Origin of the sequence: Streptomyces sp. NPDC012827 (assembly GCF_042900905.1) — a bacterium.
Lineage (GTDB): Bacteria > Actinomycetota > Actinomycetes > Streptomycetales > Streptomycetaceae > Streptomyces > Streptomyces gulbargensis.
The window spans coordinates 92,144-112,296 of record NZ_JBIBBY010000004.1 but is presented as its reverse complement, the minus strand read 5'-3'; the positions used below and the strand labels follow the sequence as shown (position 1 = coordinate 112,296).

General features: G+C 74.9%; 15 protein-coding genes. 10 read left to right on the top strand and 5 right to left on the bottom strand.

Translation table 11 applies throughout. The annotated features are described in order from the left end of the window. The first annotated feature begins 142 nt into the window (after positions 1–142). On the top strand, positions 143–550 hold the full coding sequence (locus ACFY60_RS09880; protein ID WP_309052690.1) for a cobalamin B12-binding domain-containing protein: 408 nt from the start codon (positions 143–145) through the stop codon (positions 548–550). A gap of 272 nt (positions 551–822) precedes the next feature. Here the strand turns inward: ACFY60_RS09880 and ACFY60_RS09875 are convergent, their stop codons facing one another. Both ACFY60_RS09875 and ACFY60_RS09870 read right to left on the bottom strand, forming a co-directional pair. After that, complete coding sequence (locus ACFY60_RS09875; protein WP_388610866.1) at positions 823–2,574, bottom strand: DUF5691 domain-containing protein; 1,752 nt, start codon at positions 2,572–2,574, stop codon at positions 823–825. Between the two features lie 37 nt (positions 2,575–2,611). Continuing rightward, positions 2,612–3,958 (bottom strand): SWIM zinc finger family protein, encoded by a 1,347-nt coding sequence (locus ACFY60_RS09870; protein ID WP_388610868.1) that lies wholly within the window; start codon positions 3,956–3,958, stop codon positions 2,612–2,614. Between the two features lie 152 nt (positions 3,959–4,110). On the opposite strand from ACFY60_RS09870, the gene ACFY60_RS09865 reads away from it, so the two are divergent. From ACFY60_RS09865 to sucD, 5 genes are all read left to right on the top strand, one after another. After that, on the top strand, positions 4,111–5,268 hold the full coding sequence (locus tag ACFY60_RS09865; RefSeq protein ID WP_388610869.1) for an AAA family ATPase: 1,158 nt from the start codon (positions 4,111–4,113) through the stop codon (positions 5,266–5,268). After that, entirely contained in the window at positions 5,265–7,583 is a 2,319-nt protein-coding gene (locus ACFY60_RS09860) for a DUF5682 family protein (protein WP_388610871.1), read from the top strand. The genes ACFY60_RS09865 and ACFY60_RS09860 overlap by 4 nt, the downstream gene beginning before the upstream one ends. Further along, complete coding sequence (locus tag ACFY60_RS09855) at positions 7,580–8,737, top strand: VWA domain-containing protein (protein ID WP_388610873.1); 1,158 nt, start codon at positions 7,580–7,582, stop codon at positions 8,735–8,737. Before ACFY60_RS09860 ends, ACFY60_RS09855 begins: the two co-directional genes overlap by 4 nt. A gap of 530 nt (positions 8,738–9,267) precedes the next feature. Continuing rightward, on the top strand, positions 9,268–10,446 hold the full coding sequence (sucC, locus tag ACFY60_RS09850; protein WP_309050365.1) for an ADP-forming succinate--CoA ligase subunit beta: 1,179 nt from the start codon (positions 9,268–9,270) through the stop codon (positions 10,444–10,446). A 21-nt stretch (positions 10,447–10,467) separates the two neighbouring features. Beyond that, the gene (gene sucD, locus ACFY60_RS09845) at positions 10,468–11,352 is read left to right on the top strand and encodes a succinate--CoA ligase subunit alpha (protein ID WP_309050366.1); all 885 of its coding nucleotides are present in this window, start codon (positions 10,468–10,470) and stop codon (positions 11,350–11,352) included. A gap of 112 nt (positions 11,353–11,464) precedes the next feature. On the opposite strand, the gene ACFY60_RS09840 is transcribed toward sucD, so the two are convergent. After that, positions 11,465–12,811, bottom strand: a complete 1,347-nt coding sequence (locus tag ACFY60_RS09840) for a sigma factor-like helix-turn-helix DNA-binding protein (RefSeq protein ID WP_388610876.1) — start codon at positions 12,809–12,811, stop codon at positions 11,465–11,467. A 120-nt stretch (positions 12,812–12,931) separates the two neighbouring features. Between ACFY60_RS09840 and ACFY60_RS09835 the strand changes: the two genes are divergently transcribed. Further along, positions 12,932–14,389, top strand: a complete 1,458-nt coding sequence (locus tag ACFY60_RS09835) for a DUF6350 family protein (protein ID WP_388610877.1) — start codon at positions 12,932–12,934, stop codon at positions 14,387–14,389. Positions 14,390–14,578: 189 nt separating this feature from the next. On the opposite strand, the gene ACFY60_RS09830 is transcribed toward ACFY60_RS09835, so the two are convergent. Then, positions 14,579–15,316 (bottom strand): hypothetical protein, encoded by a 738-nt coding sequence (locus tag ACFY60_RS09830; protein ID WP_388610879.1) that lies wholly within the window; start codon positions 15,314–15,316, stop codon positions 14,579–14,581. Positions 15,317–15,557: 241 nt separating this feature from the next. Between ACFY60_RS09830 and purN the strand changes: the two genes are divergently transcribed. The 3 genes from purN to ACFY60_RS09815 all read left to right on the top strand — a co-directional run bounded on the left by purN (position 15,558) and on the right by ACFY60_RS09815 (position 19,332). Then, complete coding sequence (purN, locus tag ACFY60_RS09825; protein ID WP_309050370.1) at positions 15,558–16,187, top strand: phosphoribosylglycinamide formyltransferase; 630 nt, start codon at positions 15,558–15,560, stop codon at positions 16,185–16,187. Beyond that, positions 16,162–17,748 (top strand): bifunctional phosphoribosylaminoimidazolecarboxamide formyltransferase/IMP cyclohydrolase, encoded by a 1,587-nt coding sequence (gene purH, locus ACFY60_RS09820; RefSeq protein ID WP_388610881.1) that lies wholly within the window; start codon positions 16,162–16,164, stop codon positions 17,746–17,748. The genes purN and purH overlap by 26 nt, the downstream gene beginning before the upstream one ends. Positions 17,749–17,859: 111 nt before the next feature. Next, positions 17,860–19,332: a DUF2079 domain-containing protein gene (locus tag ACFY60_RS09815; RefSeq protein WP_388610883.1), complete on the top strand. Its 1,473-nt coding sequence runs from the start codon at positions 17,860–17,862 to the stop codon at positions 19,330–19,332. Positions 19,333–19,429: 97 nt separating this feature from the next. Here the strand turns inward: ACFY60_RS09815 and ACFY60_RS09810 are convergent, their stop codons facing one another. Next, entirely contained in the window at positions 19,430–20,032 is a 603-nt protein-coding gene (locus ACFY60_RS09810; protein ID WP_388610885.1) for a hypothetical protein, read from the bottom strand. Positions 20,033–20,153: the final 121 nt, after the last annotated feature.

Here is a 20,153-nt window from a genome sequence, read left to right as displayed (position 1 = left end):
GGGGAACGGCGCAGAGCGAACATGTCCCACGTGTGATTTCCCCCTCGCTGCCCACCGTGAAACGGCCGCTTGCGGGATGCTGTCGATAACGTTCGTTCACCTCCCCGGCAATCAGGCGCGGGGGTCGCATGTGGAGGCAGTGATGGGTGTGACCGGTCCGATCCGCGTGGTGGTAGCCAAGCCGGGTCTCGACGGCCACGATCGCGGGGCCAAGGTGATCGCGCGGGCGCTGCGCGACGCCGGTATGGAGGTCATCTACACGGGCCTCCACCAGACGCCCGAGCAGATCGTCGACACCGCGATCCAGGAGGACGCCGACGCGATCGGCCTCTCGATCCTCTCGGGCGCGCACAACACGCTGTTCGTGAAGGTCCTCGAACTTCTCAAGGAGCGCGACGCGGAGGACATCAAGGTCTTCGGCGGCGGCATCATCCCCGACGCCGACATCGCGCCGCTCAAGGAGAAGGGCGTGGCGGAGATCTTCACGCCGGGCGCCACCACGGCGTCCATCGTCGACTGGGTCAACGCCAACGTGCGCGTGGCGGTCTGACGCGCCGACGGACCCGAAGGGCTCTCCCGTGCCGGGAGGGCCCTTCACGCATACGGCCCGGCGTTCTCCGGGTAGTGCGGCGGACGGGGACGGCCCGAACCGGGCGGGATCCCGGCCCGTGACCTGGCATTTCCGCCCCACGGGCCGGTGGTGATCGCCTTCGGGCCGCCCCGGTCCCGTCCAGGTGCGCTCCGTCACGACGACATCGACTTCGGACGACTTCGGCTTCGGCACCGACGGCACCCCCGCGGCCCTCCGACCCGAGAGCCGGGTCATGCCGCGCCCGGGTCACCCTGCGTCCGGGTGTCCGTGCGCTCCTGGCCCAGGAGTTCGGCCCGCATCGCCGCCCGCAGCCGGAGGGTGGCCACCAGACGCTGGAACGCCTCCGACCAGTAACCGCCCGCCCCGGGCGAGAGGTCGTCGGACTCGGCGGGCAGCGCGGTCAGTGCCTCCAGCCGGCGCGCCGCGTCCGGCGCGAGACACCGCTCCGCCAGCCCCATCACTCCGCTGAAGCTCCACGGGTAACTCCCCGCCTCCCGGGCGCTGTCGAGCGCGTCGACCACCGCTCGGCCCAGCGGCTCCGCCCACGGCACGGCACAGACACCCAGCAGCTGGAACGCCTCCGACAGGCCGTGGGCCGCGACGAACGCGGCCACCCACTCCGCCCGCTCGGCCGCCGGCAGCGTCGCCAGGAGCTGTGCCCGCTCGGCCAGCGACGCGATGCCGGGACCCGTCGCCGGCGGGGCCGCCGGAGGGCCGAGGAGCGCGCGCGACCAGGCGGCGTCCCGCTGGCGCACGGCCGCCCTGCACCAGGCGGCGTGCAGTTCGGGCTGCCAGTCGTCGGCGACGGGCAGCGCCACGATCTCCTCGGGGGACCGCCCGCCGAACCGGGCCCGCCAGGTGTCCAGCGGGGCGGCTTCGACGAGCTGCCCCAGCCACCAGGACCGCTCGCCCCGCCCGGACGGCGGATGCGGTACGACCCCGTCCCTGCGCATGCCCTCGTCGCACTCGTGCGGGGCCTCCACCACGACCGTCGGCGCGTCGGCCGTCCGGTCGAGGACGACACAGCTCGCCGCCCGGCCGGCCATCCGGCCCGCGAGTGCCGAACGGGGCAGGGCCGACAGCAGCTCGGCGGCGGTGGCCCGCACGTTACGGCTCCGGTCGGCGAGGGCGGCCTCCAGGAACTCCTCGTCCGCGTCGGACAGTCCCGCCCGCAGCGAGTCCAGGAACATCAGGCGGTCCTCCGCCCGCTCGGTGGCCCAGGTGGAGGCGAGGAGCGCGCGCCCGGCCGCCGCGTCGGCCGCCCGTACGGCTCCGAGGAGGGCGACCCGCTCCGCGAACAGGCCCTCCTCCCACAGGGCCAGGACGGCCTCCCGGTCCGCCGGGTCCGGCAGGCTCCCGCCCGCCCCCGCGCCCCGGAGGGCGAACCGCCAGTCCGGGTTGAGGCGCGCCAGCCACAGTCCGCGGGGCCCGGCGAGGGCGAGCGCCTGCGGCCGCAGGTCGGTCCGCGCCCGCGCCGCGTCCAGCAGCGCCGGCAGGGCGGCCGGCGGTGCCTTGTAGCCGCGTTCCACGGCCAGAGCCAGCCACTGCGGGAGCAGTTCGGCGAGGTCGGGGGCAGTGCCGCGGCGCCCCCCGGCGGGCGAGGGCGCCACCCGGCCCGCGAGCAACTGCTCCAGCCGGCGGCGGGCCGCCCCGGGCAGGGCCGGGCGCCCGTCCTCCGGAGCGGCTTGCGGACGCGGAGCGGCCGGCCCGGGCAACAGCCCCGCCCTGCGCCGCACGGTGTGCAGCGCGGCGGTGTCGAGCAGCGCGGCGGCGTCGGACCCGGCCCCCGACGGTGCCCCCGCCGCCGCACCGCCCGCACGTCCCGGGGACCGCCGGTCCGTCCCCAGCAGCGCGGAGGCGACCAGCGCCTCCCACACCTCCGCCTCGGAGGGACGGGGCGAGCCACCGGGCTGGGACCGGGACCCGTAAGGGGCCGTCCCCGCCGGCTCCGCCGTCACGGTCGTCGGTGCGGTCGTGTCCATCGGGCTCCTCCGGGCGGTCGGGGATCGGTGCGGGGGGTCATACGAGCGGGACCGTTTCGTGAGGGGACTCCGGGGACCAGGCGGCCAGGGGGGAGAAGCCCCGGTGGCCGCATTCGCCGAAGACGGTCACGGGGGCTCCGCCGGACAGGGCGACGAGGCGCCACAGGCCGGCGCGGAAACGGGCGGCGGCGGTCAGGGGGAGGGCCTCGCGGCCGTCGGCGTCGGCCAGCTGCCAGCCGTACTCCGCCTGCGCCGGCACCACCTGGCCGAGGGTCACAGGCCAGGACTCGAGCCACGGGTCCTCGGCCAGCATCCGGCCGTACGTGTCGAGGGCCCGGCCCACCGGCACGCCGGGCGGCGCCGCGGCCGGCACGTCCACCGGTTCGAACCGCTCGCCCGGCTCGGCCCGCAGTCCGCCCGAACCCGCGTACGGGGTGAGCTCCCCGGCCAGCACCCCGCCCACCGGGAACGCCAGGCGCGGCGCCCGCCCGGCCGCGCCGTACGACAGCAGCAGCGCCGTCCGGCCGGTCCCCGTGCCGTACAGCCAGATGCGACGGGTGGTCAGCCGGCCGTCGGCCGTGTCGTACTGGGCGAGGACGAGCCACCGGTCCCGCACCGGAACTCCGTCGGCGGGCGCGGTGAGGCCCACCCGGGTCCGTACCGTCGCCGCGAGCGGGGCGGGCAGCCGGTCCGACGACAGCCAGGCCCGGTCGAGAAGATGGGTCAGGGCGCACTCCTCCAGGAGCCGCACCGGCCAGCCGGGTCCGGAGCCCGGTATCGCGGCCAGCTCGCGGACCCGGCCCGCCAGGCCCGGCGCCTGGGCGTCGACCATCCGTGCCGCGGTCTCCTCCCACAGGCCGTACCCCGCCTGCCCGGCCGCCGCGAGACCACCCCGCAGCAGGTCCGCGAGGCGCCGCTCCAACTCCTCGGCGCCCGCGGTGATCCGGGCCGCCCTGCGCTCCGCGCGCCGGCGTGCCGCGCCGGGGTCGGCCGGGCCGTCCGGCGCGTCCCCCGCGGCCCGCCGGGCGGCCGGCTCGGCACGGTCGCGCCGCCCCGCGAGCCACTCCCCGGCCCAGTCGGGCGCCGCCCCCTCCGGCACCGCGGCCCCGTCCGAAGCCGCGAGCAGCAGCAGGCCCAGCGCGTGCTTGCACGGGAACTTGCGGCTCGGACAACTGCACCGGTAGGCGGGCCCCGTGCCGTCCACGACCGTCCGGTAGGGCGTCCTGCCGCTGCCCGCGCACAGACCCCACACCGCCCCCTCGCCGCGGCCCGTCCCGGACCACGACGCGGCCGTGGCCAGCTTGCTCCCCGCCCGGCGTGAGGCCTCGTCAGGAGCCAGCGCCAGCACCTGCCCGGCCGTCCCGAGCACCCCCATGGCATTCATGTCACCGACCGTAGAGGCCGCCACTGACAACGCCCCCGCGCCGCACCCCCGCACATCTGGAAAACCGGCTCTGACCTGCGGAGACGGTGGATTGTCAGTGGCATGGTGCACCGTGGATCGCACAGCAGGTCGAACGATCTGGAGGGGGACCCATGACCGTGCCCGAAACCATCCCGCAGCCCCTGAGCGGCGCCGCGCAGGACACCGCTCCGGCCGCCCCGGGGCCCGTCACGGAAGCCCTGCGGCCCCACGCGGAACACGCCTTCGCCCACGAACTCACCGCGCTCGCCGCCGCCGACGACCGGCCCCGGCCCGCCCGCTGGCGCCTCTCGCCCTGGGCCGTCGCCACCTACCTCCTCGGCGGCACGCTCCCCGACGGCACCGTGATCACCCCCAAGTACGTGGGACCGCGCCGCATCGTCGAGGTCGCCGTCACCACCCTCGCCACCGACCGGGCGCTCCTCCTGCTCGGCGTCCCCGGCACCGCCAAGACGTGGGTCTCCGAGCACCTCGCCGCCGCCGTCAGCGGCGACTCCACCCTCCTCGTCCAAGGCACCGCCGGCACCCCCGAGGAGGCCATCCGTTACGGCTGGAACTACGCCCGGCTCCTCGCCGAGGGCCCCAGCCGCGCCGCCCTCGTGGCCGGCCCGGTCATGCGCGCCATGGCCCAGGGCATGACGGCCCGCGTGGAGGAGCTCACCCGCATCCCCGCGGACGTCCAGGACACCCTCATCACGATCCTGTCCGAGAAGACGCTGCCCGTTCCCGAACTCGGCGAGGAGGTCCAGGCCGTCCCCGGGTTCAACCTGATCGCCACCGCCAACGACCGCGACCGGGGAGTCAACGAACTCTCCAGCGCGCTGCGCCGCCGCTTCAACACGGTGGTGCTGCCGCTGCCCGCCACCGCCGACGCCGAGGTCGACATCGTCACGCGGCGCGTCGCACAGCTCGGCCGCTCCCTGAAGCTCCCCGCCGTCCCGGAGGGCGTGGAGGAGATCCGCCGGGTCGTCACGGTCTTCCGCGAACTGCGCGACGGCGTCACCACCGACGGGCGCACCAGGCTCAAGTCCCCCTCGGGCACCCTCTCCACCGCCGAGGCCATCTCCGTCGTCACCGGCGGCCTCGCCCTCGCCGCCCACTTCGGCGACGGCGTGCTGCGCCCCGGTGACGTCGCCGCCGGCATCCTCGGCGCGGTGGTCCGTGACCCCGCCGCCGACCAGGTCATCTGGCAGGAGTACCTGGAGACGGTGGTCAGGGAACGGGACGGCTGGAAGGACTTCTACCGCGCCTGCCGTGAGGTGAGCGCATGACGCCCTCCACCCTCGCCGCACCCGCCGGCCCCCCGCCCACCGCCACGGCCACGGGCGAACGGGACGGCCGACCGCTGCTGCTCGGCGTGCGGCACCACGGACCCGGCTCCGCCCGGGGCGTACGGGCCGCGCTCGACGCCGCCCGGCCCGAGGCCGTCCTCATCGAGGGGCCCGCCGAGGCGGACGCGCTCGTCGCCCTCGCCGCCGACCCCGCGATGCGGCCCCCTGTCGCCCTGCTCGCCCACGCCGTCGACGACCCGGGGCGCGCCGCCTTCTGGCCGCTGGCCGCGTTCTCGCCCGAGTGGGTCGCGATCCGCTGGGCGCTCGACCGGGGGGCCGAGGTCCGGTTCATCGACCTGCCCGCCGCCCACACCCTCGCCGCCTCCGACCCCACCTGGCGCGACGACGAGGAGTCCGCCGACGGCGGCGTCCGCGTCGACCCGCTCGCCGAACTCGCCCGCGCCGCCGGACACGAGGACGCCGAGCGCTGGTGGGAGGACACCGTGGAACTCCGGGGCGGCGGCGACCCGCTCGCCCCCTTCGCGGCGCTCGCCGAGGCCATGGGCGCGGTCCGCGAGGCGCACGGCGACGGCGGCCACCCCCGCGACCCGGTCCGCGAGGCCCACATGCGGCTGCGGCTGCGCGAGGCCCGCAAGGAGTTCGGGGAGGCCGTCGCCGTCGTCTGCGGCGCCTGGCACGTCCCCGCCCTCGCCCGGCGGACCACCGCCACCGCCGACCGGGCCCTGCTCAAGGGCCTGCCCAAGGTGAAGACCGAGCTGACCTGGGTCCCCTGGACCCACCGCAGGCTCGCCCGCCGCTCCGGTTACGGCGCCGGCATCGAGGCGCCCGGCTGGTACGGGCACCTCTTCGCCGCCCCCGACCGCCCGGTCGAACGGTGGATGACCAAGGTCGCCGGCCTCCTCAGGGCCGAGGACCACCCCGTCTCCACCGCCCACGTCATCGAGGCCGTCCGCCTCGCCGAGACCCTCGCGGCCCTGCGCGGCCGGCCGCTCCCCGGGCTCGAGGAGACCACCGACGCCGTCCGCGCCGTCCTCTGCGAGGGCTCCGACGTGCCCCTCGCCCTCGTCCGTGACCGGCTCGTCGTCGGCGACGACCTCGGCGAGGTCCCGGCCGCCGCCCCCGCCGTCCCCCTCCAGCGCGACCTCACCCGCCACCAGCGCGGCCTGCGCCTCAAACCGGAGGCGCAGGAACGCATCCTCGAACTCGACCTGCGCAAGGACACCGACGCCGCCCGCAGCCGCCTGCTGCACCGGCTGCGGCTCCTCGGCGTCGACTGGGGCGAACCGGCCGCCGGCCGGGCCGGCACCGGCACCTTCCGGGAGACCTGGCACCTGCGCTGGGAACCGGAACTCCACGTCAAGGTCGCGGAGGCGGGTGTCTGGGGCACCACCGTCGAAGCCGCCGCCTCCGCCAAGGCCCGCTCCCGGGCCCTCGCCGCCACCGCCCTCGCCGACGTCACCGCCCTCGCCGAGCACTGCCTCCTCGCCGGACTGACCCGGGCGCTGCCCGTCGTGATCCGGGCGCTCGCCGACCGGGCGGCGCTCGACACCGACGTCGCCCACCTCGCCGACGCCCTCCCCGCCCTCGCCCGCTCCCTGCGCTACGGAGACGTCCGCGCCACCGACACCGGCGCCCTCGCCGGGGTGGCCACCGGCCTCGCCGAGCGGATCTGCGTCGGCCTGCCACCGGCCTGCGCCGGGCTCGACGGAGACGCCGCCACCGCCATGCGCGAGCGGATCGACGCCGTCCACCGGGCGGTCGGCCTGCTGCCCGACGCCGCCGGCACGGCCGCCCGCTGGACCGCCGCACTCCACCGCCTCACCGGACGCGACCGGGTGCCCGGCCTCCTGCGCGGACGCGCCGCCCGCCTCCTCCTCGACGAGGGCGGCATCGCCGAGGAGGAGGCGGCCCTCCTCATGAGCCGCGCCCTCTCACCCGGTGTCCCGCCCGCCGACGCCGCCGCCTGGATCGAGGGCTTCGCCGGCGGCGCCTCCGGAGGCGGACTGCTCCTCGTCCACGACGAACGGCTCCTGGGCCTTGTGGACGCCTGGCTCACCGGCGTACCGGCGGAGGCGTTCACCGCCGTCCTGCCACTGCTGCGCCGCACCTTCTCGGCGTACGAGCCGGGCGTCCGCCGCAGCCTGGGGGAACTGGCCGCCCGCGGCCCCCGGGCCGGCGGGAGCGGCCGGTCCTCGCCGGTCACCCCCGGCTACGCCGACACCACCGACCCGGGACGGGCGGACGGCGTGCTGCCCCTCCTCCACCTCATCCTCGGCAGGGAGGCCCGCCCATGACCCCGACCACCGCCGACGAGCGGCTCCGGCGCTGGCGCCTCGTCCTCGGTGGCGGCGACGCCGACGGCACCGGCCACGGCCTCACCGGCACGGACGCCGCCATGGACGGTGCCCTCACCGCCCTCTACGGCCGCCCGGCCGCGGGTGACCGGGCCACCGGCCGCGACCGTTCCGGAGGACTCGGCGCCTCCGCGCCCTCCGTCGCCCGCTGGCTCGGCGACATCCGCGCGTACTTCCCCGCCCCCGTCGTCCAGGTCATGCAGCGCGACGCCATCGACCGGCTCGGCCTGGCCGCCCTCCTCCTGGAACCCGAGATGCTGGCCGTCGTCGAGCCCGACGTCCACCTCGTCGGCACCCTCCTCTCGCTCAGCAAGGCCCTGCCCGAGACGACCCGGGAGACCGCCCGGGCCGTCGTCCGCACGGTCGTGGAGGACCTGGAGAAACGGCTCGCGGCCCGCACCCGCGCCACCCTCACCGGCGCCCTCGACCGCTCCACCCGGGTCAGCCGCCCCCGCCACCGGGACATCGACTGGGACCGCACCCTCCGCGCCAACCTCAAGCACTACCTGCCCGAGTACGGCACGGTCGTCCCCGAGCGGCTCGTCGGCCACGGGCGCGCCTCCCGGGCGGTGAAGAAGGAGGTGGTGCTCTGCATCGACCAGTCCGGTTCCATGGCCGCCTCCGTCGTGTACGCCTCCGTGTTCGGCGCGGTCCTCGCCTCCCTCCGCTCGCTCGCCACCCGGCTCGTCGTCTTCGACACCGCCGTCGCCGACCTCACGGAGCAGCTCGACGACCCGGTCGACGTCCTCTTCGGCACCCGCCTCGGCGGCGGCACCGACATCAACCGGGCACTCGCCTACTGCCAGTCCCGCATCACCCGTCCGGCCGAGACCGTCCTCGTCCTCATCAGTGATCTGTACGAGGGAGGCATCCGCGACGAGATGCTCAAGCGGGTCGCCGCGATGAAGGCCTCCGGGGTGGAGCTCGTGGCCCTGCTCGCGCTCTCCGACGAGGGCGCACCGGCGTACGACCGGGAGCACGCGGCGGCGCTCGCGGCCCTGGGCGTTCCCGCCTTCGCCTGCACCCCCGACCTGTTCCCCGACGTCATGGCCGCCGCCCTGGAGAAGCGCCCCCTGCCGATACCCGCGCCCTGACGGCGCCGCCCGGGCCCGCCGGAGCCGCGCCCCGCCGTCGGGGGCACCGGAGCCGGGCCACCGGAACCCGGCCCCGTCGGGCCGGGCCCACGGGCCCCCGGACTTCCGGAACCCCGGGGGTCGACCCGCTCCGCTCCGGTGCGGAATCCGTCGCCGCCGCGCCACCCGCACGGACGCCCGCCACCCCACTGAGGCCCATATCACAGCCGTACCCCACAGGGCCTCACCCCGCCGCCGGGCGGGTCGTGAGCCCCGTACAGCCCAGGCCCCGCCTGCCACCGGCACCTCCCGGCCCACCCCGGCCACCCCTACGGACAGCCCCTCCGCCCCTACGATCTGTGACCCGTATCACCGCTCCGTTGTGATCTGCGATTTAGGGACCCACGTCCCACGGGGATAACCTGCGAGACGGACATGCCGCGTCCACGGACTCCGTGCACGCCTCCCTTGTGACAGCGCAGTCACGTTGCCCTTCGCGGCACGCCCACGCAGACAACGAACCGCGATCATCAGAAAAGGGACGGACGCGCGTGGACCTGTTCGAGTACCAGGCGAGGGACCTCTTCGCCAAGCACGGTGTACCGGTGCTGGCCGGTGAAGTCATCGACACGCCTGAGGCGGCGCGCGAGGCCACCGAGCGTCTTGGCGGCAAGTCGGTCGTCAAGGCGCAGGTGAAGGTCGGCGGCCGCGGCAAGGCCGGTGGCGTCAAGCTGGCCGCCACCCCGGACGAGGCCGTCGCCCGCGCGACGGACATCCTCGGGATGGACATCAAGGGCCACACGGTCCACAAGGTGATGATCGCGGAGACCGCTCCGGAAATCCTCGAGGAGTACTACGTCTCGTACCTCCTCGACCGCACCAACCGCACCTTCCTGGCCATGGCCTCGGTCGCCGGTGGCATGGACATCGAGGAGGTCGCCGCGACGACCCCCGAGAAGCTCGCCAAGGTCCCGGTGGACGCCAACAACGGCGTCGACATCGAGAAGGCCCGCGAGATCGTCGCCCAGGCCAAGTTCCCGGCCGACGTCGCCGAGAAGGTCGCCGAGGTCCTCGTGACCCTCTGGAAGACCTTCGTCGCCGAGGACGCGCTCCTCGTCGAGGTCAACCCGCTGGCCAAGGTCGCCTCCGGCGACATCATCGCCCTCGACGGCAAGGTGTCCCTGGACGCCAACGCCGACTTCCGCCAGCCGGAGCACGAGGCGCTCGAGGACAAGGCCGCAGCCAACCCGCTCGAGGCTGCCGCCAAGGCCAAGGGCCTCAACTACGTCAAGCTCGACGGCGAGGTCGGCATCATCGGCAACGGCGCCGGCCTGGTCATGTCGACCCTGGACGTCGTCGCGTACGCCGGTGAGAACCACGGCGGCGTGAAGCCGGCCAACTTCCTCGACATCGGTGGCGGCGCCTCCGCCGAGGTCATGGCGAACGGCCTGGAGATCATCCTGGGCGACCCGGACGTCAAGTCCGTCTTCGTCAACGTCTTCGGTGGCATCACCGCCTGTGACGAGGTCGCCAACGGCATCGTCCAGGCCCTGGAGCTCCTCGCCTCCAAGGGCGAGGAGGTCACCAAGCCGCTGGTCGTGCGCCTCGACGGCAACAACGCGGAGCTGGGTCGCAAGATCCTGTCCGACGCCAACCACCCGCTCGTGCAGCGCGTGGACACCATGGACGGCGCGGCCGACAAGGCCGCCGAGCTCGCGGCTGCGAAGTAAGGGACAGGGGAAACCACAGCCATGGCTATCTTCCTCAACAAGGACAGCAAGGTCATCGTCCAGGGCATGACCGGTGCCACGGGCATGAAGCACACCAAGCTCATGCTCGGTGACGGGACCAACATCGTCGGCGGCGTGAACCCGCGCAAGGCCGGCACCAAGGTCGACTTCGACGGCACGGAGGTCCCGGTCTTCGGGTCCGTCGCCGAGGCCATGAAGGAGACCGGCGCCAACGTGTCCGTCCTCTTCGTGCCGCCGGCCTTCGCCAAGGCCGCCGTCGTCGAGGCGATCGACGCCGAGATCCCGCTCGCCGTCGTCATCACCGAGGGCATCGCGGTCCACGACTCCGCCGCGTTCTACGCGTACGCCGTGGAGAAGGGCAACAAGACCCGGATCATCGGCCCGAACTGCCCCGGTCTCATCACCCCGGGCCAGTCCAACGCCGGCATCATCCCGGGCGACATCACGAAGCCGGGCCGCATCGGCCTGGTCTCGAAGTCCGGCACGCTGACGTACCAGATGATGTACGAGCTCCGTGACATCGGCTTCTCGTCCGCCGTCGGCATCGGTGGCGACCCGGTCATCGGCACCACGCACATCGACGCCCTGGCGGCCTTCGAGGCCGACCCGGACACCGACCTGATCGTCATGATCGGTGAGATCGGCGGCGACGCCGAGGAGCGTGCGGCCGACTTCATCAAGGCCAACGTCACCAAGCCGGTCGTCGGCTACGTCGCGGGCTTCACCGCGCCCGAGGGCAAGACCATGGGCCACGCCGGCGCCATCGTCTCCGGCTCCTCCGGCACCGCCCAGGCGAAGAAGGAGGCCCTGGAGGCCGCGGGCGTCAAGGTCGGCAAGACCCCGACCGAGACGGCCAAGCTGGCGCGCGCGATTCTCGCCGGCTGAGCTTCCACCGCCGCACAGTGAGAGGGCCCCGCGCCCACCCGGAGACGGGTGGGGGCGGGGCCCTCTCGCACGTGGGGCGCGAGGCCACTCGGCCCACGGGACGAACCGTGGTCTACCCGGCGTACGGGACGAGCCGCTCGGGACCCGGATGCGGCTGGGACCTGAGCATGTCGCGCAGCACGACGTCCTCCGCGTCCAGCTGCTGCGGGCCGCCCCGCAGCGGCACCCCTCCGACGGACTGGCCGGGCGCGTTGACGGGGATGTACCGGGTCGGCGCGGTCGCCGCGGTGACGGCCGTGACGCCGATGAGCACCGCCGTCATCCCGATCACCGCCCGCGTCCAGCGCCGGATCCGCCGTTCGCCGCCCGTGCGGACCGCGCGGGCCGCCGGGAGGGTCGCCGTCGGCGCCTCCGCGACCAGGGTGCCCAGGCGTTCCTGCAGCGCCTCCGGTTCGGCCAGCTCCGGCACCCGGTCGGCGATGACGGCGCGGGCGTGCAGCAGCCGGTTGGCGGCGGCCGGGGTGCTCGCCTCGGTCTCGGCCGCCGTGTCCGGCAGGTCGAGGCCGAGCCCGTCGTAGAGCAGGACGGTCCGGCGGTACGGCGGCGGCAGCTCCAGCAGCGCCGCGAGCAGGGCCCGCCGCCTCGCCTCGGTCGGCGGGGCGTCGGGGTGCTTGTGGGCGCGGCGCAGCCGGTGCCAGGGGGAGAGCGCGTACTCGTGGGCCGCCGCCCGCACCCAGCCGACCGGGTCGGCGTCGACGGCCACCTCGGGCCACCGCTCCCAGGCCTGGCGGAAGGCGTGCTCGACGGCCTCGCGGGACAGTTCCCGCCGCCCGGTGAGCAGATAGGCCTGGTGGACGAGGCCGGGCGCGGCGTAGGCGTACAGCGCGTCGAAGGCCTCCTCGGGTGTGAGGGCGGGGGCCGTCGCCGGTGCGGACCGCGGTGCTCCGTCCGGTCCGGGGACCTCGGGTACGGGCTCGGTGGCGCGCTCGCCGGGTTCCGCCGGGGCGGCGGTGCGTTTCAGGCGCTCCTGCTCCTGGGGCCGCCAGGCGCCGGGCCGGCGGGCCGGTCCCTGGGCGATGGCGGGGGAGGGCGAGGGGGCCTTCGGCGGCTTGGCGGCCCGCTTGGCGGTGGCCCGGGGCCGGACGCCGGCGGCGGGCGTGGGTGTGCTCGGGGGCGGGGCGCCGTCGGCGGACGTCTCCGCGACGGACGCGCCGTCGGCCGGGAGGTCGGCCGGGAGGTCCGCGTGCTCCGCCGTGGCGAGCAGTTTCGCGTACGCCTCGCGCTTGCGGCCCCGCGGTGCGGAACGCCCGGTCTCCCACGCCTTCACCGTGGCCTTGGTGACGCCCACGGCTTCGGCGACCTGCTCCTCGCTCAGTGCGAGGGCCTCACGGAGCCGGCGCCGCTCCTTGGGGGTCGGAAGACTGACGGCGGATGCGGACTCGGTGGTGCTCCGGCTCATCGGCGTCGACCTCCCGCAGAGCTCCTCTGGGCGGAAAAGTACATAAACGTATATTGAGCGACACAACCGATGTTTGCCTGTTACGCCGCAAAAGCGCGTGTCGTTGGCAGCATGGCCCCCGTGACCCACGTGACCGAGCACCCCCTGGTCCAGGGCGGCCGTTCCACCGCGTTCGCCACCGCCTGCGTCCGTGGCGCCGTCGCCGCGGGCCTCGGCCTCGGCGCCCTCGCCGTCCTCGTGATCGCGGCCTGGATCAGCTCCCCCTTCCCCGACAGCGGAGCCGGCGGCGCGTTCCACGTCGCCGCCGGTCTGTGGCTGCTCGCCCACGGCGTCGAGCTGATCCGTACGGACACGCTGTCCGGCCTGCCCGCCCCTCTCGGCACCGTTCCGCTGCTCCTCGTCGCCCTTCCCGCCTGGCTGGTCCACCGGACCGCTCGCGACACCCTGGACCCGGCCGACCCGACCCGGCCCCGCCCCACCCCCGGCGGCGCGGTGGGCGCCGTCAGCGGCGGCTACCTCCTCGTCGGCGCCGCCGTCGTGGTCTACAGCGCCAGCGGGCCGCTGCCGGCCGACCTGGTCGCGGCCGGACTGTGGCTGCCGGCCGTCGTCGTGGCCGCGGCGGGCGCGGGTGCCTGGACGGCGCTCGGCCGCCCCCTGCCCGGGCGGCGTGAGGCGGCGGACGCCCTGCGGGCCGCCGGGCTCGGGCTCACCACCCTCCTCGGCGGCGGGGCGGTGCTCGTGGGCGTGTCCCTGGTCTGGCACGCGGGCGCGGCCCGCGCCGCGTACCTCGCCCTCGCGGGCGAGTGGTCGGGCCGGGCGGCGGTGCTGCTGCTCGTCCTGGCGCTGCTGCCGAACGCGGCGGTGTGGGGTGCGGCGTACGGGCTCGGGCCCGGCTTCGCGCTCGGCACGGGCGCCCTCGCCACGCCCCTCGGGCTCGCCGGGGACCCCGCCCTGCCGCCCTTCCCGCTCCTCGCGGCCCTGCCGGCGGACGCGCGCGGGACGTGGCCGCACTGGTCCGCCGCCGCGGTGCCGTTCGCCGCGGCGGCGGTCCAGGGCTGGTACGCCGGCCGGGCCGGGCGGGAGCGGGCGGCCCGCGAGACCGTCCTGACGGCCCTCGGCGCGGCCTGGGTCACGGGCACGGCGCTGACCGTCCTCGCCGCCGCCTCCGGGGGCCCGATCGGCTCCGGCCGCCTCGCCGACTTCGGCCCCGTGGGGTGGCAGACGGGAGCGGCGGCGGTGCTGTGGGGCGCGGTCGTCGGGGTGCCGGTGGCGTGCGGGGTACGGGCCTGGGGGCGGCGGGGCCTGCGGGATGCGGGGCCGGGGCCGGTCGTGCCCGCCCCGCCGGCCGTACCGGCCGTACCCGTGGTGGCACCGGTCGCCGGGGTGTCCACGGGCTTCGAGGACCTCGACGAGCTGGACGGCGCACTGGGTGGGCCGGACGACGCGGGCTACGAGCCGTACGACTTCCTGCCGGCGGCCTGGGAATCCCCGGCACCCGACCCCGCCCCTGCCCCCGGCCTGGGCGAAGGACCCGGACCTGGCGCGGGTCCGGCGCCGGGGGACGGGACGCCGGCGTAGCGGACGGGGCGCGGTCCCGGTGGGACGGGGGCTCCGGGGGGACGGGCGCCGTCCCGGGGGTGTGGTGCCCACCCGTTCCGCCCTTGGCGGACGTATGCCCACCGACGGCGCCGGGCGTGGCGGCGTCCCGGCGGGCGTCTCCGCCCCCGGGCGTCGTGTCGCGGGGCGGCCCGGGCCCGCCCCGCGGGGTTACTCGCGGACGCCGAAGCCGTCGCGGAGGGGCTTCGGGAGGTGGTTGTTGCAGGAGAGCCGGCCCGCGTGGGTCAGGGCGTCGTCGCGGCACTCGTAGAAGTCGCGGTAGACGAGCTGCATGGTGAAGCCGACCGCGACGATCATCAGGGCGACGCTCGCGGCCACCAGGCCGCTGATCGCCGCCGTGCGCAGGGAGCGGAGCGGCGTCGCGGGGGCGGCCGGTCCCGAGGGCGGGGACGGGGGCTGTGACGTCGGCGACACCTCCGCCTCCGGCGCCGCGGGCGCCGCGGGCTTCGCCGGCTTCGCGCGCAGCGCGCTGACCGCCCAGTAGACCCCGAGCGCGCCGAGCAGCAGCGCCAGTTCCCGGATGTCGAAGATCGCGAAGAAGAAGGCCCACATGCCCGCGAGAACCGCGTACCGCGCACGCCGCTGGGCCGGGTCCGTGGGGTCCCAGCGCAGGGCCGGCCGCCCCGGCTCCTGGCCCTGCCCACCGCCGCCCTGGCGGTCCGGCCTCCGGCCGAAGCCGTCCGTCGAACGGCCCGGCTGACGCGGGCTCCAGCGCCCGTCGGCCGAGCCCTGGGGGCCCTGCGGGCCCTGCGCGTCCGACGACCCCGAGGCCCCGGACGCGTCGTCGCCCGAGCCCTCCGGTCGCCGCGGCTGCCACGGCTGATCCGGCCGGCCCTCGGGCGGCGGCGCGAACGGGTTGTTGTCGTTCGTGGACTGGCGATCCGGCATGTGCTGGACGTCTTCCCTCTGTCGTCGTGACCGTCGTCGTGACCGCGGCCGCACCCGCGGTCGGCCCGCCTGACTGCTGGCGTGGACCCTGACGCTACCGCCCTGCTCCGCCCCCGTCCCGTGGGGGCCGTCCGGTGTGCCGGTATCGTTGCTGACGGTCGAGCCATTCGTAGGGTTCCCCGTATCGAGGGGCACGATTCGTTCGTACGACCGCACAAACACCACGGAAAGAGTGTCTCCTGTGGCTGCCGCCCGTCTCGTCGTCCTGGTCTCCGGCTCCGGCACGAACCTCCAGGCCCTGCTCGACGCCATCGCCGCCGACCCCGAGGGGTACGGCGCGGAGGTCGTCGCCGTGGGCGCCGACCGCGACTCCATCGCCGGTCTGGAGCGGGCCGAGCGCGCCGGGCTGCCCACCTTCGTCTGCCGGGTGAGGGACCACGCGACCCGCGAGGAGTGGGACCACGCCCTGGCCGAGGCCACCGCCGCGTACGAGCCGGACCTCGTCGTCTCGGCCGGCTTCATGAAGATCGTCGGCAAGGAGTTCCTCGCCCGCTTCGGCGGCCGGTTCGTCAACACGCACCCGGCCCTGCTCCCCAGTTTTCCCGGTGCCCACGGGGTGCGTGACGCCCTCGCCTACGGGGCGAAGGTCACCGGATGCACCGTCCACTTCGTCGACGACGGTGTCGACACCGGCCCGATCATCGCCCAGGGCGTGGTCGAGGTGCGGGACGAGGACGATGAAGCCGCTCTCCACGAGCGCATCAAGGAAGTCGAGCGCTCGCTGCTCGTCGACGTCGTGGGGCGTCTCGCCCGGCACGGCTACCGCATTGAGGGACGAAAGGTTCATGTCGGTGAACACGGACACCGTTAAGCCCATCCGCCGCGCGCTGGTCAGCGTCTACGACAAGACGGGGCTGGAGGAGCTGGCCCGGGGCCTGCACGAGGCCGGTGTCGAGCTCGTCTCCACGGGTTCCACCGCCGGGAGGATCGCCGCCGCCGGCGTCCCGGTCACCAAGGTCGAGGAGCTCACCGGTTTCCCCGAGTGCCTCGACGGCCGCGTCAAGACCCTCCACCCGCGCGTGCACGCCGGCATCCTCGCCGACCTGCGCCTGGAGTCGCACCGCGAGCAGCTCGCCGAGCTCGGCGTCGAGCCCTTCGACCTGGTCGTCGTGAACCTCTACCCGTTCCGTGAGACGGTCGCCTCCGGCGCCACCCCGGACGAGTGCGTGGAGCAGATCGACATCGGCGGCCCGTCGATGGTCCGCGCCGCCGCCAAGAACCACCCGTCGGTGGCCATCGTCACCAGCCCCGAGCGGTACGGCGACGTCCTCGCCGCCGTCCGGACGGGCGGCTTCGACCTGACCGCCCGCAAGCGGCTCGCCGCCGAGGCCTTCCAGCACACGGCCGCCTACGACGTCGCCGTCGCCTCCTGGTTCGCCGACACGGAGTCCAACGGCGGTTACACCGAGGGCGCCGCCGACGACTCGGGCTTCCCCGACTTCCTGGGCGCCACCTTCGTCCGGAAGAACGTCCTGCGCTACGGCGAGAACCCGCACCAGGGCGCCGCGCTCTACGTCGACGGCACGGGCGGCCTCGCCGAGGCCGAGCAGCTGCACGGCAAGGAGATGTCGTACAACAACTTCACGGACACCGACGCCGCGCGCCGGGCCGCGTACGACCACGCCGAGCCCTGTGTCGCGATCATCAAGCACGCGAACCCGTGCGGCATCGCGATCGGCGCCGACGTCGCCGAGGCCCACCGCAAGGCCCACGCCTGCGACCCGCTGTCCGCCTTCGGCGGCGTCATCGCCGTCAACCGTCCCGTCTCGGTCGAGATGGCCGAGCAGGTGGCCGAGATCTTCACCGAGGTCATCGTCGCCCCCGGCTACGAGGACGGCGCCGTCGAGATCCTCGCCAAGAAGAAGAACATCCGCGTGCTGCGGGCCGAGGGCGCCCCGGCCAACCCGGTCGAGGTCAAGCCGATCGACGGCGGCGCGCTCCTCCAGGTGACCGACCGCCTCCAGGCCGAGGGCGACGACCCGGCCCACTGGACCCTCGCCACCGGAGACGCGCTCTCCGCCGACGAGCTGGCCGAGCTCGCCTTCGCCTGGAAGGCCTGCCGCGCGGTGAAGTCCAACGCGATCCTGCTCGCCAAGGACGGCGCCTCGGTCGGCGTCGGCATGGGGCAGGTCAACCGCGTCGACTCGGCGAAGCTCGCGGTCGAGCGGGCGGGTGAGGAGCGGGCGCGCGGCTCGTACGCCGCCTCCGACGCCTTCTTCCCCTTCCCCGACGGCCTGGAGATCCTCACCGCCGCCGGTGTGAAGGCGGTCGTGCAGCCCGGCGGCTCGGTCCGTGACGAGCTGGTCGTCGAGGCCGCGAAGAAGGCCGGGGTGACCATGTACTTCACCGGCGCCCGCCACTTCTTCCACTGAGCGCCCACCGGCCGCGGGCCGGACGACCGCGCGCCGGCCGTGGGGCCCTCCCGACCCGGGAGGGCCCCACCGGGCCGGAACGGCCCGGCAGGCGGATTCTGGTCTAATGGGATGCTCTTTCGTCGGCCGCCGGTACTGGGGGACGTGGTGTTGGACGTACTGAACAGGCCCGCTGCGGACACCGCCGACGCGCGCCCCCCGGACGCGGAGCCGTCCCCGGCGCCGCTCCGCCCGTACCTGATCGTCGCCGCCGTGCTCTGCGGCCTGTACTTCCTCTACTCCTGGGTGCAGTACAGCCACTTCCGCACCCCCTCCTGGGACCTCGGCATCTTCGGGCAGTCCGTCCGCGCCTACGCCGAGTTCCGCGCCCCGGTCGTCGACATCAAGGGCCCCGGCTTCCACATACTCGGCGACCACTTCAGTCCGGTGACGGCGCTCCTCGCGCCGCTGTACTGGGTCTGGCCCTCGCCGGTCTCGCTCCTCTTCGCGCAGGCCGCGCTGTTCGCCGCCTCCGCCGTCGTCGTGGGCCGCACCGCGCAGCAGGTCCTCGGCAGCCGGACCGCCGGCCTCGCCCTCACCGTCGCCTACGGGCTCTCCTGGGGCCTGCAGGAGGCGGTCAAGTCCGACTTCCACGAGATCGCCTTCGCGGTCCCGATGCTGGCCCTCACCTGCCGCGCCCTCATCCTGGGGCGGTGGACCGCGGCCGTCGCCTGGTCGCTGCCCCTCGTCCTCGTCAAGGAGGACATGGGCCTGACCGTCTCCATGGTCGGCGTCGTCCTCTTCGTGAAGGGCCACAAGCGGCTCGGGGCGGCCGTGGCGGCCTTCGGCGCGGCGGCCTTCGCGCTGACCGTCCTCGTCCTGATCCCGGCGGCGAGCCGGGCCGGACAGTACGACTACTGGGCGAAGATCGAGAAGACCGGGCAGGGCACGGAGACCTCCTTCGGGCAGGTCGTCGTGGACGCGCTGACCTCCGGCGAGCGCTGGGAGATGCTCGTCTTCCTGCTCGGGATCACCGGTTTCCTCGCCCTGCGCTCCCCGCTGATCCTGCTCGTCCTGCCCACCCTCGGCTGGCGCTTCCTCTCCCAGGACGCCAACCACTGGGGCATGCACTGGCACTACAGCGCCATCCTCATGCCGATCGTCTTCCTGGCCCTCGTGGACGCCGCCCGCGCGGTCCGCACCTCGCCGCGCGCCTGGCTCGTCTCGTACGGGAAGGTCGTCGTCCCGGTGGCCACGGCGGCCGCGCTCGTGCTGGCCGCGGACCTGCCGCTGCGGGAGCTGCTGCGCTCCGAGACGTACCGTACGGACGCCCGGGTCGCCCAGGCGCGGGCCGCGGTGGCGGCGGTGCCGGAAGGGGCGAGCGTGGAGGCCGACGTCCCCCTCCTCGCCCACCTCACGGCGGACCACCGCGTCTACTGGGTGGGTACGTCCAAGGGCGCCACGCCCGACTACCTCGCCCTGGACCTGCGGGGCTGGTCACAGCCGGTCTCCGACCCGGTGGCACTGGCTTCGCAACTGCATCCGGAGGCGCGGTACGCGGTCGTGCACCGCTCGGAGGGCTTCGTGGTGCTCAGGCGGGGCTGACCGGCCGCCCCGCGACGGAAACGACAGGGGGCCGGGTCCCCCGCGTACCCGAGGTACGCGGGGGACCCGGCCCCGCCGCTGTCCGGATCGGTACGGATCAGTACTGGTGCCGGTTGCGGTTGAAGTAGGCCGAGGCGTCGGACTTCGCGAAGAAGACGATGACCAGGATGCCCAGGACCAGGCCGACCAGCGCGAAGACGTTGCCGCCGAACAGGTTGACGACACAGCCGAGGGTCACGAGGGAGCCGTAGACGATCGCGGCGATGCGCAGACCGTTGCCGCCCTTGGCCGTCTTCGCCGCCATGACGATCGCCCAGATGCCGAAGGCCAGGCCGATGATGCCGAAGACGACGAACACGCCCGTGACGGCGGCGGCCGCGCCGTCCGTGTTGTTGAACTCGGACGAGGTGTCCGCGAGCCGGTCGGCGAACCAGCCGCCGAACGCCATGATGGCGATGCTGCCGAGTATCTGGATGACGCCGAGGATCCACAGCATCACGCGCGCGGCCTTGACGGTGCCCGGCATCTCCATCACCGCGCCCGGGTAACCGCCGCCGTACGGCGCGGCCGGCGGGGCGGCCGGGTAGCCGTAACCCTGCTGGGGCGGGACGCCCTGGGGGGTCTGCTGGGGGTAGCCGTAGCCGGGCTGCTGTCCCTGCGGCGGCTGGCCGTAGGGGTTGTTCGGTTCGCCGAAGCTCATCGCGGGGTTCCTCCGTGAGGTTTTCTTGCGGGGACGTACGCGGCCCGCGCGGAGGACATTCACGGCAATATGAGCGGTTTCCCCCCGGCACTTTCCGCGGCACTGCGCGGATCATCGTCGT

Excerpts from the sequence above, each read along its gene's own strand:
- ACFY60_RS09815 (WP_388610883.1), top strand. The coding sequence starts at position 17,860 with ATGCTCTTTCGTCGGCCGCCGGTACTGGGGGACGTGGTGTTGGACGTA.
- sucD (WP_309050366.1), top strand. The coding sequence starts at position 10,468 with ATGGCTATCTTCCTCAACAAGGACAGCAAGGTCATCGTCCAGGGCATG.
- purH (WP_388610881.1), top strand. The coding sequence starts at position 16,162 with ATGTCGGTGAACACGGACACCGTTAAGCCCATCCGCCGCGCGCTGGTC.
- ACFY60_RS09830 (WP_388610879.1), bottom strand. The coding sequence starts at position 15,316 with ATGCCGGATCGCCAGTCCACGAACGACAACAACCCGTTCGCGCCGCCG.
- ACFY60_RS09840 (WP_388610876.1), bottom strand. The coding sequence starts at position 12,811 with ATGAGCCGGAGCACCACCGAGTCCGCATCCGCCGTCAGTCTTCCGACC.
- ACFY60_RS09870 (WP_388610868.1), bottom strand. The coding sequence starts at position 3,958 with ATGAATGCCATGGGGGTGCTCGGGACGGCCGGGCAGGTGCTGGCGCTG.
- ACFY60_RS09855 (WP_388610873.1), top strand. The coding sequence starts at position 7,580 with ATGACCCCGACCACCGCCGACGAGCGGCTCCGGCGCTGGCGCCTCGTC.
- ACFY60_RS09810 (WP_388610885.1), bottom strand. The coding sequence starts at position 20,032 with ATGAGCTTCGGCGAACCGAACAACCCCTACGGCCAGCCGCCGCAGGGA.
- ACFY60_RS09860 (WP_388610871.1), top strand. The coding sequence starts at position 5,265 with ATGACGCCCTCCACCCTCGCCGCACCCGCCGGCCCCCCGCCCACCGCC.
- ACFY60_RS09865 (WP_388610869.1), top strand. The coding sequence starts at position 4,111 with ATGACCGTGCCCGAAACCATCCCGCAGCCCCTGAGCGGCGCCGCGCAG.
- ACFY60_RS09880 (WP_309052690.1), top strand. The coding sequence starts at position 143 with ATGGGTGTGACCGGTCCGATCCGCGTGGTGGTAGCCAAGCCGGGTCTC.
- ACFY60_RS09875 (WP_388610866.1), bottom strand. The coding sequence starts at position 2,574 with ATGGACACGACCGCACCGACGACCGTGACGGCGGAGCCGGCGGGGACG.